The 14,074-nt window shown below is 72.2% G+C and carries 14 protein-coding genes; 10 read left to right on the top strand and 4 right to left on the bottom strand.

Features of this window, described 5'->3' with window-relative positions; genetic code table 11:
• Window positions 1-78 precede the first annotated feature (78 nt).
• The 5 genes from CW362_RS01570 (at window position 79) to CW362_RS01550 (ending at window position 4,863) form a co-directional block, all read left to right on the top strand.
• Window positions 79-462, top strand: coding sequence for a hypothetical protein (locus tag CW362_RS01570; RefSeq protein ID WP_103547437.1), 384 nt, complete (start codon window positions 79-81; stop codon window positions 460-462).
• Between the two features lie 51 nt (window positions 463-513).
• Entirely contained in the window at window positions 514-1,410 is an 897-nt protein-coding gene (locus CW362_RS01565; protein ID WP_103547436.1) for an MBL fold metallo-hydrolase, read from the top strand.
• 184 nt (window positions 1,411-1,594) lie between these two features.
• Window positions 1,595-1,939 (top strand): DUF1232 domain-containing protein, encoded by a 345-nt coding sequence (locus CW362_RS01560; protein ID WP_103547435.1) that lies wholly within the window; start codon window positions 1,595-1,597, stop codon window positions 1,937-1,939.
• Window positions 1,940-2,041: 102 nt separating this feature from the next.
• Window positions 2,042-3,394 carry a CAP domain-containing protein gene (locus CW362_RS01555; RefSeq protein WP_103547434.1) on the top strand — a complete coding sequence of 451 codons (1,353 nt, stop codon included), beginning with the start codon at window positions 2,042-2,044 and terminating at the stop codon, window positions 3,392-3,394.
• A gap of 212 nt (window positions 3,395-3,606) precedes the next feature.
• Entirely contained in the window at window positions 3,607-4,863 is a 1,257-nt protein-coding gene (locus CW362_RS01550; RefSeq protein WP_103547433.1) for a serine hydrolase domain-containing protein, read from the top strand.
• A 24-nt stretch (window positions 4,864-4,887) separates the two neighbouring features.
• On the opposite strand, the gene CW362_RS01545 is transcribed toward CW362_RS01550, so the two are convergent.
• On the bottom strand, window positions 4,888-7,233 hold the full coding sequence (locus CW362_RS01545; RefSeq protein WP_103547432.1) for a glycoside hydrolase family 65 protein: 2,346 nt from the start codon (window positions 7,231-7,233) through the stop codon (window positions 4,888-4,890).
• Window positions 7,230-7,967, bottom strand: coding sequence for an HAD family hydrolase (locus CW362_RS01540; protein ID WP_103547431.1), 738 nt, complete (start codon window positions 7,965-7,967; stop codon window positions 7,230-7,232). The genes CW362_RS01545 and CW362_RS01540 overlap by 4 nt, the downstream gene beginning before the upstream one ends.
• Before the next feature lie 193 nt (window positions 7,968-8,160).
• On the opposite strand from CW362_RS01540, the gene CW362_RS01535 reads away from it, so the two are divergent.
• A complete protein-coding gene (locus tag CW362_RS01535) occupies window positions 8,161-8,859 on the top strand; it encodes a nucleoside/nucleotide kinase family protein (protein ID WP_103547430.1) in 699 nt (232 codons plus the stop codon).
• Window positions 8,860-9,010: 151 nt separating this feature from the next.
• Here CW362_RS01535 and CW362_RS01530 read toward each other — a convergent pair whose 3' ends face one another.
• Window positions 9,011-9,766 (bottom strand): peptidoglycan-binding protein, encoded by a 756-nt coding sequence (locus CW362_RS01530; RefSeq protein WP_206300826.1) that lies wholly within the window; start codon window positions 9,764-9,766, stop codon window positions 9,011-9,013.
• Between the two features lie 215 nt (window positions 9,767-9,981).
• Between CW362_RS01530 and CW362_RS01525 the strand changes: the two genes are divergently transcribed.
• The 4 genes from CW362_RS01525 to CW362_RS01510 all read left to right on the top strand — a co-directional run bounded on the left by CW362_RS01525 (window position 9,982) and on the right by CW362_RS01510 (window position 13,140).
• The gene (locus tag CW362_RS01525; protein WP_103547578.1) at window positions 9,982-10,662 is read left to right on the top strand and encodes a DUF6445 family protein; all 681 of its coding nucleotides are present in this window, start codon (window positions 9,982-9,984) and stop codon (window positions 10,660-10,662) included.
• A 219-nt stretch (window positions 10,663-10,881) separates the two neighbouring features.
• Window positions 10,882-11,241 carry a luciferase domain-containing protein gene (locus CW362_RS01520; protein WP_103547429.1) on the top strand — a complete coding sequence of 120 codons (360 nt, stop codon included), beginning with the start codon at window positions 10,882-10,884 and terminating at the stop codon, window positions 11,239-11,241.
• 651 nt (window positions 11,242-11,892) lie between these two features.
• The gene (locus CW362_RS01515; RefSeq protein ID WP_162683940.1) at window positions 11,893-12,561 is read left to right on the top strand and encodes a TetR family transcriptional regulator; all 669 of its coding nucleotides are present in this window, start codon (window positions 11,893-11,895) and stop codon (window positions 12,559-12,561) included.
• Window positions 12,562-12,768: 207 nt separating this feature from the next.
• The gene (locus CW362_RS01510; protein WP_376450818.1) at window positions 12,769-13,140 is read left to right on the top strand and encodes a Zn-ribbon domain-containing OB-fold protein; all 372 of its coding nucleotides are present in this window, start codon (window positions 12,769-12,771) and stop codon (window positions 13,138-13,140) included.
• Between the two features lie 127 nt (window positions 13,141-13,267).
• Here CW362_RS01510 and CW362_RS01505 read toward each other — a convergent pair whose 3' ends face one another.
• Window positions 13,268-14,074 (bottom strand): pectate lyase, encoded by an 807-nt coding sequence (locus tag CW362_RS01505; RefSeq protein WP_103547427.1) that lies wholly within the window; start codon window positions 14,072-14,074, stop codon window positions 13,268-13,270.

Raw genomic sequence — 14,074 nt, 5'->3', positions numbered from 1 at the left:
GCGAGACCTGTGGTGGCGGCCCCGGTACCCCTATGCCGGGGCCGCCCCAGAGTCCCCCGCCGACGTAACCCGGAAGCGATGAACATGGCCCTGACGTATTCACCGATCACCTCGGACTGGCCGTGCCAGGTCAAGACCCCAGGCAGCTTCGACTGGGAGCGGTCGGCGGTGAAGTGGCTGCGCGAGCTGGTGCCGAGCCGCTACGCGAGCTACCCCGTCCTGCACAAGCACCCCGTCCTGCTCGCCCGCCACGCGCACCTCCAGGTGCAGCAGGAGATCAGGGTCGCGCGCACGGCCCTGCAGACCGCCCGCTCCGAGCTGCCCGGTCTCGGCCTGCCGGAGGGCGTCATCGAGCACTCGATCAAGATGTACGCCGCCGAGGTGATGCAGCTCCAGCACATAGCCCGGAGCATCCGTACGGTGTCCCAGGCGCTCGCGGGTCACGCGCATCCGCGACACTGAGGTCCCGGGCCCCGCCACCGGACCGGTGGGACCCAGACCGAGGGAGACGGCGTGGACAGTGCCGGACAGCAGACCGACCGCGCCCGTGGGGGCGGTGACCGCGCGCCGGTCGCACCGCTCGACGTGCGGTGGATCCACGGCTCGTCCTCGGCCAAGCACAACACGGACCCCGACGTCCAGGTCCACGCCTACGACGAGAACACGGTGATCCTTCGCCAGAACATGGCGATCGACTACGAGGCGCCCTTCATGTTCCTGCTGTTCGGGACCGCGCGGGCCGTCCTGATCGACACGGGCGCCACGGCCTCGGCCGACCACTTCCCGCTGCGCCGGGTCGTCGACGAGGTGATGGAGTCCTGGCTGGCCGGACACCCCCGTGACGACTACGGGCTGCTGGTGCTGCACACCCATCCGCACGGCGACCACATCGCCGGGGACGGCCAGTTCACCGGCCGTCCCGGCACCGAGGTCGTGGACGCCGCCCTCGACAGCGCCTGGGACTTCTTCGGGTTCCACGCCGATCCCGACGCCGTCGCCCGGGTCGATCTCGGCGGCCGGGTGCTGGAATGCCTGGCCACACCGGGGCACCACGAGGCCTCGGTGACGTTCTACGACCCCTGGACCGGGATCCTGTTCACCGGTGACACGGTCTATCCCGGACGCCTGTACGTCGAGGACGGGCCGGCCTTCGCCCGCACCGTCGACCGGCTGATCGACTTCTGCGGGAGCCGCCCGGTCACCCACGTCCTCGGCTGCCACATCGAGATGACCCGGGAACCGGGGCGGGACTACCCCGTGCGGACCACCTACCAGCCCGACGAGCCGCCGCTCGAGATGACCACGGCCCAGCTCCTGGACATCCGCCGGGCCGTCGAGTCCGTCGGTCCACGACCCGGCCGGCACGTCTTCGACGACTTCGTCCTCTGCCTCCGCGACCCGCACCGGTGAGAAAACGCACACCCGGACAGGCCCCGCCCGGGGAGACAGGGCCTGTCCGGCGGATCAGGTCGGAGGAAGCCCACGGTGCCGTGTAGCCTCGCCTCTCCGGCAGGATCCGCCGGACAGGCTCTAAGCCGAGCGCGGGCGGGCACACGGGAAGGAAGCGCACCCGACGACCTCTCTGGACGGAAGCATGGACTCGACCTCGTGGACCCTGGTCCTCGTCATCGTCGCGGTACTCGCCGCCGTCGCGCTCGTGGCCGCGGCGGTACTGCTGCGCAGGCTCGTCCGTACCCGCCGTGACCTGCGGCGGGCCGGACTGCCGACCGGGCCCCGCTGGGTGTTCTGGGGCGCCGTCGCCTATCTCGTGCTGCCGGTCGACCTGCTGCCCGACCCCGTCTACCTGGACGACATCGGCATCCTGCTGCTCGCCCTGCGCTCGCTGCGCGCGGCCGTGCCCCCCGTGCCGTTCCGGCCGCCCGCCGCTCCCGCCCCGCACGGCACCCGCCCGGTCACGGGCAGGGCGCAGAAGCGGTAGGTCCCGGGAACCGCAGGACGCGGGTGGTCCGTTGAGCGGTCGACGGCCCGTGTTCCGCCCCCCGGGCGGGGAGCACGGTTCACGACCTCGACGGGCGGCGGCATGAGCGAGCTGGTTCCCGGGGGCAACACGCCCCTGCCGGACGGGATCCTGACCTTCAGGGTCCCGGGCCCCTTCGACGTGTCCGCGCTCGTCACCGACGACGGCGGCAAGGTGCGCGGCGACGGGGACTTCGTGTTCTACAACCAGCCGGCCGCGCCCGGCGTCCGTCTCGACGGCGACCGTCTCACCGTGGATCCGCCGCGGCTGCGGCCCGGAGCGTCCCGCGTCACCCTCGTCGTCAGCCCCGCCGACCTCACGACCCCCCTGGGCCGGGGGCCCTCCCCCACGGTCCAGGTCACCGCGGCGGACGGCCGCGCCCTCGCCCGGTTCACCCCGCCCCGGCCGCAGCGGGAGACCGTGCTGCTCCTCGCCGAGCTGTACCGGCGCGGCACGGCCTGGAAACTCCGCGCCCTCGGACAGGGCTACGCGGACGGACTGGCGGGGGTCGCGCGGGATTTCGGGGTCGAGGTCACCGAGGACGGCACGCCGCCGGGCGGAGTGCCGGCCGTCCAGCCGGGCACCGGGCCGGTCGCGGCCGCGCGGGGCGCGTCACCGGGGACGCCTGGAAGCGGCCCCGACCCCGACGGATTCCTGGGACCGGTGAACTCCGCGCGCGCCGCCGCCGGTTCCCCGCCCGTCCGCCTCGACGCCCGGCTGACCGCTGCGGCGCACGCCCACGCCGGCGCCATGGCGGCCCACGGCGTCCTCGCCTCCGAGAGCCCGGACGGCGTCTCCGTCCACCAGCGCGTCCTCGCGGCCGGTTACTCCTATCTGACCATCGGCGAGCACCTGGTCTCCGGCCCGCGCACCCCGCGCGAGTTCGTCGAGTACTGCCTCTCCGCCGAGCGGTCACGGCGCACGCTGTGCGATCCGGCCTTCGACCAGGCGGGACTGGCCCGCGTCCCCGACCCCCGCACGGGCGACCCGTACTGGACGGCGCTGTGGGCGACGCCGTTCAGCCAGGCGGGCCTGGACCGGACGGCGCGCGAGGTCATCGCGCTCACCAACACCGAGCGGGCCTCGGCCGGGCTCGCGCCCCTCACCGCGGACGTGAGGCTCACCGCCGCGGCCCAGGCCCACAGCGCCGACATGGTGGCCCGCGACTTCTACGCGCACACCGCCCCCGAGGGCGGCCGGCCGTGGGACCGTGCCGCCGCCGCGGGCTGCACGCACCGCGCCATCGGCGAGAACATCGCCTGCGGACAGCGATCCCCCGCCGAGGTCGTCCGGGGCTGGATGGACAGTCCCGGCCATCGCGCCAACATCCTCAAGCCCGACTTCACCCACATAGGCATCGGCCTGGCCGGCGGCGGCAGGGCGGGTACGTACTGGACCCAGCTCTTCGGCGGCTGAGCCGGCGTCAGCCCTCGGCCGCCGACGGGCCGGACGGCACCGGCACGTCGTCTTTCCGCCAATTCACCGATTCCGCCCCGCCGTTTCCGTTCCACCTCCCGGCAATGCGACCCCCGCGCCCCTCCAGCGCGTACAGATGGTGCCGTCGCCCGCGTCCGCGGCGCGGTCCGGGCCGGGACGTCGAACCGGCAGATGGCACTCGGGAGAATCAGATGGTCTCAGCAACGGCGGTTACGGGGACGGCGCTGGGCGCGGTCATGGTGTCCCTGCTGACGGCCCCGGCCCAGGCCGTGACACCGGCGGGCACGGCACGCGCCGGTGCCGGACGGAGCACGGTGGCCGCCGCCGCGACGCCCGACGACTCGGGCCTGCGGGCGATCCTGCGGACGGCACGCGCCCAGGGGGCACCCGGCGCGATGGCGAGGATCGACGACAACGGCACCGTGCACCGGCTGGTCGAGGGCGTCGACGACCGGGCCACCGGACGGACCATCAGCACGAACGACCGGTTCCGCGTCGGCAGCGTCACCAAGACCTTCTCCACCGTGGTGCTGCTCCAACTGGTCGACGAGGGCAGGCTGAAACTCGACAAGCCGGTGAACACCTATCTGCCGGGCCTGCTGCCCGACGACAGGATCACCGTGCGGCACGTGCTGAGCCACCGCAGCGGTCTGTACGACTACACCGACGACATGTTCGCCCGGTCCGTCTCGGGTTTCGAGGCGGTCCGCGACAAGGTGTTCGGCTACCGCGACCTCGTGAAGCTGTCGCTGCGGAAGCCGCGCACCAACGCGCCGGGGGCCGCCTACGCGTACTCGAACACCAACTTCGTCGTCGCCGGCATGCTGATCGAGAAGCTGACCGGGCACACCGTCGCCACCGAGTACCAGAAGCGCGTCTTCACCCCGCTGGGCCTGGCCGACACCTTCTACGTCCATCCCGCCACCGCGATCCCGGGCCGCCACGCCAAGGGCTACCTCACGCCCGACACCGCGGGAGGGGCCCTGGTCGACTCCACCAAGCAGACGGCCTCCTGGGCCCAGAGCGCGGGCGCCATCATCTCCACCCCGCACGACCTGGACGTCTTCTTCTCCGCGCTGCTGCGCGGCAAGCTCGTGTCCGCCGCTCAGCTCACCCAGATGACGAAGTGGACCCGGGTCAACAGCACCACGTCCTACGGCCTCGGACTGCGCCGCCGCGACCTGTCGTGCGGGATCTCCGTGTACGGGCACACCGGCACCGTGCAGGGCTACTACACGTACGCCTTCACCACGAAGGACGGCAAGCGCAGTCTCACCGCCCTGGCCAACACCTCCAACAACACCACCGTGCTCAACACCATGTACCGCACCCTGGAGCCCGCGTTCTGCGGCAAGCCCGCGACCAGGGCCGCGGCACGGGCCGTCGCGCCCGACACGGCCCCCCTGGAGCGGCACGAGGACATCGCGCCCTCGGTCACCCTCGACTGACGGGCCGAAGGCCCGCTCCGCGTCTCAGCCCCGGGAGTTCGGCCGCCGGTGCGGCGGCTGGTCCGGGGCGGGACGCAGCCTCTGTGCCGGGATGGGCAGGCTCTGCGGCTTGTCCGCGTCGACGGTGAAGGGTTCGCGGTGGTGGCGGATCTCCAGTGGCTCCCCGGACGCGAGCGTGTAGGTGGCGGTGTCCTGGCCGATCTCCACGCGCAGCCGGCGGCCGAGGACCTCCAGGGAGAAGGCGAGACGGCTGAACCGTTCCGGCAGCCGGGGCGCGAACTCCAGGGTGTCCCCGTGGTGGCGCAGTCCGCCGAAGCCGGCGACCAGGGCGGTCCAGGTCCCGGCGAGCGAGGCGATGTGCAGACCGTCGCGCGTGTTGTGCTCCAGGTCCTCCAGATCCATCAGCGCGGCCTCGACCAGGTAGTCGTAGGCGAGTCCGGGACGGCCGGTCTCGGCGGCGATCACGGCCTGGCAGCAGGCCGACAGGGAGGAGTCCCGGACGGTCAGGGGCTCGTAGTAGGCGAAGTTCCGGGCCTTGTGCTCGTCGTCGAAGAAGGGGCTGCACTTGTAGAGGGCGAGCACGAGGTCGGCCTGCTTGACGACCTGTTTGCGGTAGATGTCGAAGTAGGGGAAGTGCAGCATCAGCGGGTACTGGTCGGGGCGGGTGGAGGTGAAGTCCCAGCGCTGGTAGCGGGTGAACCCGGCGTGTTGCTCGTGGACGCCCAGTTCGTGGTTGTAGGGGACGTGCATGGCGTCGGCGGCGTCGCGCCAGGCCGCGCTCTCCTCCTCGTCGACGCCGAGTTCGGCGGCCCGCCGGGGGTACCGCTCGACGGCGTCGGCGGCGGCCAGCAGGTTCGCGCGGGCCATCAGGTTGGTGTACGTGTTGTCGTCGGCGACGGCGCTGTACTCGTCGGGTCCCGTCACCCCGTCGATGTGGAACCTCCCCTGGTGGTCGTGGTGGCCCAGGGAGCGCCACAGCCGTGCCGTCTCGGTCAGCAGCTCGACGCCCGTGTCGCGTTCGAAGCGCGTGTCGCCGGTGGCGGCGGTGTAGCGGACGACGGCGTCGGCGATGTCGGCGTTCACGTGGAAGGCGGCGGTGCCGGCCGGCCAGTACGCCGAACCCTCCGGTCCCGCTATGGTCCGCCACGGGAACGCGGCCCCGCGCAGGCCGAGCTGGACGGCCCGTTCGCGGGCGGCCGGGAGGGTGCTCTGGCGCCAGCGCAGCGCCTCGGCGACGGCGCCGGGCGAGGTGTAGGTGAGCAGCGGCAGGACGAAGGTCTCGGTGTCCCAGAAGGCGTGGCCGTCGTATCCGGAACCGGTCAGTCCCTTGGCGGGGATGGCGCGCTGTTCGGCGCGGGCGCCCGCCTGGAGGACGTGGAAGAGGGCGAAGCGGACGGCCTGCTGGATCTCCTCGTCGCCGTCCACCTCGACGTCGGCGCGGGCCCAGAAGTCGTCGAGGTACGCGCGCTGTTCGTCGACGAGTTCCCGCCAGCCGCTGTGCCGGGCGGCGGCGAGGGCCGCGTCGGCCTGGTCGCGCAGGGCGGGCAGGGAGCGGTTGCCGGACCAGCCGTAGGAGACGAGTTTCTCCAGGCGCAGGGTGCGGCCCGGCTCCAGCACGGAGGTGACCGTGAGGCGGGCGAGGTCGTCGCTGCTCTCACTGCTCAGGGCGGTCCGTTCGGGTCCCTCGACCAGGTGGTCCGCGGCTGCCGCGACCCGCAGGCCGCTGTGGCGGGTGCGGTGCACGAGCCGCAGCCGCCCTCCGGCCGCGAAGTGCTCCTCCGCCTCCAGCGGGGACTCCAGGGCGATCGCCGCCCGCGGATCGCCGTCGCGGCCGGGCAGTTGCTCGTTGGCGACCAGCTCGGACTGGACGACCACCCTGATCCGGCTGTCGACGGGTTCCACCTCGTAGGCGACGGCCGCGATCGCCCGCTGGGTGAAGGAGACGAGCCGGGTGGAGCGCACCCGGACCGTGGATCCGGCCGGTGAGGTCCACTCGCAGGTGCGGGTGAGCAGCCCGGTGCGCAGGTCGAGGACGCGCTCGTGGGAGCGCAGCCGTCCGTAGCGCAGGTCGAAGGGCTCGTCGTCGACGAGCAGCCGGACGATCTTGCCGTTGGTGACGTTGATGACGGTCTGCCCGGACTCCGGATAGCCGTAACCCGCCTCCGCGTAGGGCAGCGGGTGCGTCTCGTACACGCCCCCCAGGTAGGAGCCGGGCAGGCCGTGGGGTTCGCCCTCGTCGAGGTTGCCGCGCCAGCCGATGTGGCCGTTGGCGAGGGCGAACACGGACTCGCTCTGCGGCAGCAGTCCGAGGTGCAGCTCGCTCTCGCGCAGGGTCCAGGGCTCGACCCCGTACGACGTGTGTGTGATCACGTGCGCTCCCCCAGTTCGTCCAGGTCCCGTACGACGACGTCGGCGCCGTGGGCGCGCAGGGCGGCGCTCTGGCCCACGCGGTCCACGCCGACGACGTACCCGAAGTGGCCCGAGCGGCCCGCGTCCATGCCGGCGAGCGCGTCCTCGAAGACGGCCGCCTCGGACGGGTCGACCCCGAGGTCCTTCGCCGCGGCCAGGAAGGTGTCGGGGCGCGGCTTGCCCGGCAGGCGCCGTTCGGCGGCGACGACACCGTCGACGCGTACGTCGAAGAGGTCCTCCGCCCCCACCGAGCGCAGGACGTCCCGGCAGTTGGCGCTGGAGGAGACGACCGCGGTCCGCAGGCCGTGCGCCCGGACGGCCTCGATGTAGCGCAGCGTGCCGTCGTAGGCCTCGACGCCGTCGGTGCGGATCATGTCGAGCAGCAGTTGGTTCTTGCGGTTGCCCAGGCCGTGGACGGTGGTCCGTTCCGGCGGGTCGTCGGGGGTCCCCTCGGGGAGGTGGATGCCGCGCGAGGCGAGGAAGGACCGTACGCCGTCGGCGCGGGGCATGCCGTCGACGTACGCGGAGTAGTCGGCGTCGTCGAAGGGGCGGAATCCGTCGCCGTCGCGTTCCCGCAGGAATTCGTCGAACGTCCTTTTCCAGGCGGCCGCGTGGACGACGGCGGTCTTCGTGATGACCCCGTCGAGGTCGAAGAGGCAGGCCAGGATCTGTTTCGGCAGGCCGAGATCGGTCATACCGGGAGTCTGCCCCCGTCGGCCGTCTCCACCGGGTGGCGAGCGCCACATCACCGTCCTGGCCGATGGGGCCGTCCACGCCCGTCGCCGGACCGCCCCTCGGCCCGTCCGGCGACGGGACTTCCCCCGTGCCCCGCGTCGCCGATACTGGGGACATGGAGATCGCCGCCCCCGCGCCCCTGTCCGGGCTCGCATGACCGGGACCGGTCCGTCCTTCGACGATCTGGTGGAGCGGGCCGCCGCGCTCGTGCGACCCGGCCGGCGCGCCCTTCTCGGGATCGCCGGCCCTCCCGGGGCGGGCAAGACGACGCTCGCCGAGCGGCTGGTCAGGAGGCTCGACGGGGACGGGTCCTTCCGGGTCGCCCATGTGCCGATGGACGGGTTCCATCTCGCGGACGCCGAGCTGGACCGGCTGGGACGGCGGGACCGGAAGGGGGCTCCGGACACGTTCGACGCGGCGGGGTACGCGGCGCTGCTGCGCAGGCTGCGCGAGGACGAGGAGGACCTCGTCTACGCGCCCGGTTTCGAGCGGGTCCTCGAGCAGCCCCTGGCGGGGGCCCTCGCGGTTCCCCGGGCCGCGCGTCTGATCGTCACCGAGGGGAACTACCTGCTGCTGCGCGAGGACGCGTGGGCGCGGGCCCGTGCCCAGCTCGACGAGGTGTGGTTCTGCGAGCTCGACGAGGCCGACCGCGTCCGGCGGCTGGTCGCGCGCCACGAGGAGTTCGGGAAGGACCACGACACCGCGGTGGCGTGGGTGCTCGGAACGGACCAGCGCAACGCGGAGCTGGTCGCCGCGACCCGGGACCGCGCCGACCTGGTCGTCGGACCGGCGGTGGTCGCGGCGCCGGTCGTCGCGGCACCGGCCGACGGGACGGCGGCCGACGGAGAGTAGGGCTCCCGGCACGGGGTCCGCTTCACGGGCCGTGGAGGGGACGAAGTGGCGTCGGCCGCCCGGGATCGCTGTGGACGCGCGGGCCGGCGGCGGCGCGATGGGGGGCCGGGGCGGAGGGAGCGACCGTCACCGCGCCGCCGCCCCGGCCGTCTCAGGGGGCCGCCGTCCTGGATTCCAGATCGGCCCGGGTGTCGTTGCCGTAGACGCCGGACTCGTCGCCCCGGATGCCGTACCAGAGCTGGAAACGGGCGACGGCCGCGGCGAGCGTGGCGTCGTAGGTACCGCTGGTGCTGCCGTTCTCGTACACGTTCGGGACGTGGAGCAGGCGTTGCTGAAGGTCCGTCACCTCGGGACCGCTGTCGCCCTCCCGGAGGGTGCCTGCACCGTCCGGATCGGCGGGACCGGCCGGCGCCGTCGAGCGGTGTTCCCCGGCTCCCGCCGAGGACGCGTCGTGTCGGCCCGCGCCCGGCACCAGGAGGGCGAGGGCGAAGCCGGTCAGACCCGCCGCCACGACGGCGAGCGCGATCGCGGCGCGGCGCAGGCCCGCACCGCGCTCCGGGCCGTGGACGCCTGCGGGTCTCTTCCCGGACGGGTGTCCGCCCTCGGCGGGCGACTCGTCGGACGCCGCGGCCACGAAAGGCGACGGGGTGTCGGCCGTGTAGTCCTCCCCTTCGAAGACCGGGGGCAGTTCCTCGGTCTCGTCCTCCTCCGGGACGGGCAGGAGCCGTACGGGGGGCGTCGGTGCGGAGACCGGCCCGTAGCCGTCGTCCGCGTCGGTCATCCCCTCCTTCTCGCGCACCTGCCGGAGCAGCTCCGCCAGGGACTCCGAGCGGCGGCTACGCTCGATGTGCGTGGGTTCGATCACGGAGCGCCCGGTGGACCTCCCGCGCTCGGGCCGTGTCGGCACACTGCTCTCCTTCCGTGCACGCGGTCTCCCGCCGTCCCTGTGCAGTGATACGCGGACACGGGCCGGTGCGTTCACCGCGCCGCCGCACCCCCCGCGTCGAAGCAGGGTGAACTCGGTTCTCCCGGGCCGGTCTTGGGGGATCCATGAAGCGAGTTGGCGGAAGGTTGACCGATTCCCTGGAGATCGCTGACGGACGCGTCCATATGGTCGACCACATGCCCGCACACTCCCCGAGGTCACCGGCGTTGCCGGTGCTCCCCTACCGGAAACCCACCCGCGACCGGGACTACTGGGTCTTCGACGACGTACTGCCCGACGCGGATGCCGTACGGGCCCGGTGCGTCGGCAGGGACGACTGGGCCAGGGGCCATCCGTACACCTCGGAGAGCTGGCCCGGGCTGCGGACGATGCCGGGGCTGGAACCGGACGAACTGGCCTGCGTGGAACGGCTGGTGAGAAAGGCCACCGGCGCCCGGAAACTGTGGCAGCAGTCGGCTCCTTCGGGCGCCACGCTCAACCACAACTGCGTCCAGGTCGTCGGCGAGGACGAGGGCGAGCCCCGCCCGCACACGGATTCCCGCGCCCTGTGCCGTTACGCCGCGGTGCTCTACCTGAACCCGAACGTCCCCAAGGACTGCGGAACGAGCTTCTTCCGGCAGGCCCTGCCCGGCGGGCGGCTGGGCGGGAACGTCGTCGTCGCGCCGCACGACAACCTGGTGGGGGCCCTCGGTACGCGCTTCGTCCCGCCGGACTCCTTCGTCGAGGACATCCGCGTCCCGCACCGCCACAACCGGCTGCTCCTCTACAACGCCAACCTGATGCACAGCGCCACCGGCTACTGCGGGACCACCATGGAGGACAAACGGATGACCGCCGTCTTCTTCTGGATGGCGTGACCCGGACCGGCTCCGGCCGGTTCCCGGTGTCCATGCGGCCCCGGTGCCGAGTGCGGCCCCGGACCCTCGGGTCCGGGGCCGCACTCCTCTCTCCCGTGCGGTGCGGAAAGTTGAAGCGTCTTCAATTACCAGGTGAAAACCGGACATTCCCAGGCGGTCGAGGGATGACATCCGTGCCAAGTCCTGGTGGCCGGGAGGTGTGCTCGTCATGATGGGCGCATGACCTTGGCCTCCAGAGCCATGACGCGCCTGGCCGGCTGGCCGGACCTCGCGGAGTCCCTGCCGAGCTGCGGTACGGGGCGTGCACTGTGCGCGGCGCAGTGCGAGATCGTCCACTTCCATTCCGATCGCGACGTCGATCTGCACCTCACCGACCGGGCCATCCGGCGCTTCGAGGACCATCTCAAGACCTCGACGGCCGTCCGCATGGTGCCCGGTTCCCGCTGGGTGACCATCCATCTCGAGGTCGACTCGGACATCGACCTCCTGCTGACCCTGGTGAGCGTCGCCCTGCAAGCCCATCAGAACGGGCACATGGCGGGCGACGACATCTTCTCCGCGACCTGCAACGACCACTGAAACGACCACCGAACGGACCGGCGGACGCCGACGGGAACACATCGAGCCTCGGCACTCGTGCGGGAACGAGTGCCGAGGCTCTTCCCACCGGGTCGTCCGGGGGTGACGACCCGGTGCGCCGGGAGCGGCCGCCCGTCGCACACCGACGCCTGCGGCGACAGCGATGGCGGCACCGGCGACGAGGACGGCCGCGCCCGCGATCGACGGGGTGCCTCCTCCGCCGGTCCCGGCGAGGCCGCCGACGGGGTCGCACCACCGCAGTCCGGTGAGGGGCGGCGGACGCGCCCGCCCCTGGACGAGTGGCCGAGAACACCGGGCCCCCGGTCATGCGGGCCACGGCTCGACCTCATAGTCGATCACCACCCATGGGCTGTCAACTCGGGTGTTCGCAAACGGAGTTCATACGTCAACACATTTCGGCCACATGAGGAGCCCGGCACTCCGGGGCGGTACGGCGAGGTCGGTCCGGCGAGGACCCTGGGGGTGTCGCGAGCATGGCCCGACGGGACCACCCGCGAATCGAACAGGGAACTCAGTTCCCTGCCACATGTGCACCGAGTGCCACCGTCCCGGCTTCGATGCTAGTTTCCGACCATGAACGAGGCACCGGGGCGCCGCGAACCCGCCGACGCGACCGCCGTCAGACCGCCGATGCGGGACGCCCTGGTGGGAGCCGCCTTCCAGCTGTTCCTGGAGCGCGGGTACGAGGAGACCACCGTCGACGACATCGTGGCGCTCGCCGGGGTCGGCCGGCGTTCGTTCTTCCGCTACTTCCCGTCCAAGGAGGACGTGGTCTTCCCCGACCACGAGCGCTGCCTGGCCGACATGACGGCGTTCCTGGAGGAGGAGGCCGACGTCCAGGACCCGGTGCAGCGCGTCTGCGACGCCGCCCGGCTCGTCCTGCGCATGTACGCGGAGAACCCGACGTTCTCCGTCCAGCGCTACCGCCTCACCAAGAAGGTGCCCGGCCTGCGCGCGTACGAACTGTCGGTCGTCTGGCGGTACGAGCGCGCCCTCGCCGAGTATCTGCGCCGGCGCCCCGCCGGGGCCCGCGCGGACACGCTGCGCGCCGACGTCGTCGCCGCCGCCGTGGTCGCCGCGCACAACAACGCCCTGCGCTCGTGGCTGCGTTCGGACGGGACGAAGGACGCCGAGGCGGCGGTCGACCAGGCCCTCGGGTACGTGCAGAGCACGTTCGGCTCCGCGCCCGCCGAACCGGCGCGCACCGAGGCGGAGGACGTGGTGGTCGTCGTCTCGCGGCGCGGAGCACCCATGTGGCGCGTGGTCCAGGAGATCGAGTCGGCCTTCGCGCGGGACTGAGCGCGGGCCGATCGCGACACCCGTCTTTATTTTGAGGGTACGGAGTGCCTTTACGAGTGGCACTCAGTGCCATAACCTGTGGTCGTGCACGGCGACCCGCGCACATCAGATTCCGGCCGAGCGCAGGGAGATGACATCGTGTACCACCCAGGAATCGCCCTTCACCCGGGCCTCGACGCCGCGACGGACGTGCTCGGCGCAGGTTCCGTGGAGCGCCTCGACACCGTTTCGGCGGAACGCGCCGGGGACGTCCTGCTCTTCCAGCGGTGCAACTGGTGCGCCACCGCCATGTACAACCGTCTCCTGTGTCATGTGTGCGGGGGAAGCGACCTGCGTACGGAGGCGAGCGTCGGCACGGGCGTCGTGCGCCACTCCACGGTGATCCACCGCAACACCCCGGCGGCCCGCAACGTCTCCCTCGTCGAGATGGCGGAGGGCTTCACGGTCCGGGGCCGGGTCATGGGTTCACCCGCCACCATCCACAGCGGCGACCGGGTCCAGCTCTCCACCGCCCAGGACCCGGTGCGCCGGCAGCCGGTGTTCCAGCTGACCGACGGCCCGTACGGCGGCTGGAACTGAGGCGGGCGTCCCGCACACGACCGCTGTCCGCGCGGACCACGCGGCGGCGGGCCGGGACCGGACGGCCGTGCGCGGCCGGACGGACCGGCACGCGGGACCGGACCGTCCGGCCGCCGGGCGACGACCGTCAGCCGTAGGTGATGTCGGACGTCGCGTACTTGCAGTAGGTGCCGTCGGGGCCGCTGCCGTTCGTGGTCGGCTCGGCGCCGGTGTTGTTGCCGATGTACTTCTGGCAGGGGACGATCTTCTTGCTGCTGTCCCCGACGATCCTGATGGACTTCAGGGTCGCGCTGTCGCCGTAGTTGGTGTTGATGCCGACGAGCTTGCTGCCCTTGTAGGTCGCCTCGATGGTGTTGAGATTGATCGTCCGCTTGTACTGCGTCTTGCAGTTGCCGCAGGAGCGGACGAACGTGCCGAAGGTCTGCACCGCGAAGTTCGAGACGTTCAGCGTTCCGGCGCCGTTGAACTGGAACACCTTGTCGCTGGCCGCCTTCGCGCCACCACCGCTGACGGTGTAGACGTTGGACGACGAGGAGCCGAGGAACGTCGCCGCGTCCTCGCCGACGTCCTCCCACCAGACGTTCTGCAGCGTGCAGCTGCCCAGGCAGTGAATGCCGTCGGCGGCCGGTGCGCCGATGATGACGTTCTTCAGGACCGCTCCCGCGGCCAGCTCCAGGATCGGCCCCTGGTCCTCGTCCTGGCTGTCGCTGCCCAGATCACCGGTGCCGTAGAGACGCTTCATCCCGTAGTCCTTGGTGCCGGAGACCGAGATGGTGGAGGAGACGGCCTGGCTGCCGGTCGCGGTGGGCCAGGTGGCGGCGCTCGCCGGCGTCAGGGTGCCGTCGGCCATCACCATGGCGGCCGAGAGGCCGAGTGCGGCGAGGGTGCCGGTGAGAGCGCGCCGCCTGGCGCGCGGGCGTGCTGATGACGTCAT

Source organism: Streptomyces populi (assembly GCF_002911015.1).
Classification (GTDB): domain Bacteria; phylum Actinomycetota; class Actinomycetes; order Streptomycetales; family Streptomycetaceae; genus Streptomyces; species Streptomyces populi.
The sequence above is the reverse complement of the archived record's forward strand: the minus strand, read 5'-3'. Positions and strand labels throughout refer to the sequence as shown.

Excerpts from the sequence above, each read along its gene's own strand:
- CW362_RS01505 (WP_103547427.1), bottom strand. The coding sequence starts at position 14,074 with ATGACGTCATCAGCACGCCCGCGCGCCAGGCGGCGCGCTCTCACCGGC.
- CW362_RS01555 (WP_103547434.1), top strand. The coding sequence starts at position 2,042 with ATGAGCGAGCTGGTTCCCGGGGGCAACACGCCCCTGCCGGACGGGATC.
- CW362_RS01520 (WP_103547429.1), top strand. The coding sequence starts at position 10,882 with ATGACCTTGGCCTCCAGAGCCATGACGCGCCTGGCCGGCTGGCCGGAC.
- CW362_RS01550 (WP_103547433.1), top strand. The coding sequence starts at position 3,607 with ATGGTCTCAGCAACGGCGGTTACGGGGACGGCGCTGGGCGCGGTCATG.
- CW362_RS01540 (WP_103547431.1), bottom strand. The coding sequence starts at position 7,967 with ATGACCGATCTCGGCCTGCCGAAACAGATCCTGGCCTGCCTCTTCGAC.
- CW362_RS01535 (WP_103547430.1), top strand. The coding sequence starts at position 8,161 with ATGACCGGGACCGGTCCGTCCTTCGACGATCTGGTGGAGCGGGCCGCC.
- CW362_RS01560 (WP_103547435.1), top strand. The coding sequence starts at position 1,595 with ATGGACTCGACCTCGTGGACCCTGGTCCTCGTCATCGTCGCGGTACTC.
- CW362_RS01525 (WP_103547578.1), top strand. The coding sequence starts at position 9,982 with ATGCCCGCACACTCCCCGAGGTCACCGGCGTTGCCGGTGCTCCCCTAC.
- CW362_RS01570 (WP_103547437.1), top strand. The coding sequence starts at position 79 with ATGAACATGGCCCTGACGTATTCACCGATCACCTCGGACTGGCCGTGC.
- CW362_RS01515 (WP_162683940.1), top strand. The coding sequence starts at position 11,893 with ATGCGGGACGCCCTGGTGGGAGCCGCCTTCCAGCTGTTCCTGGAGCGC.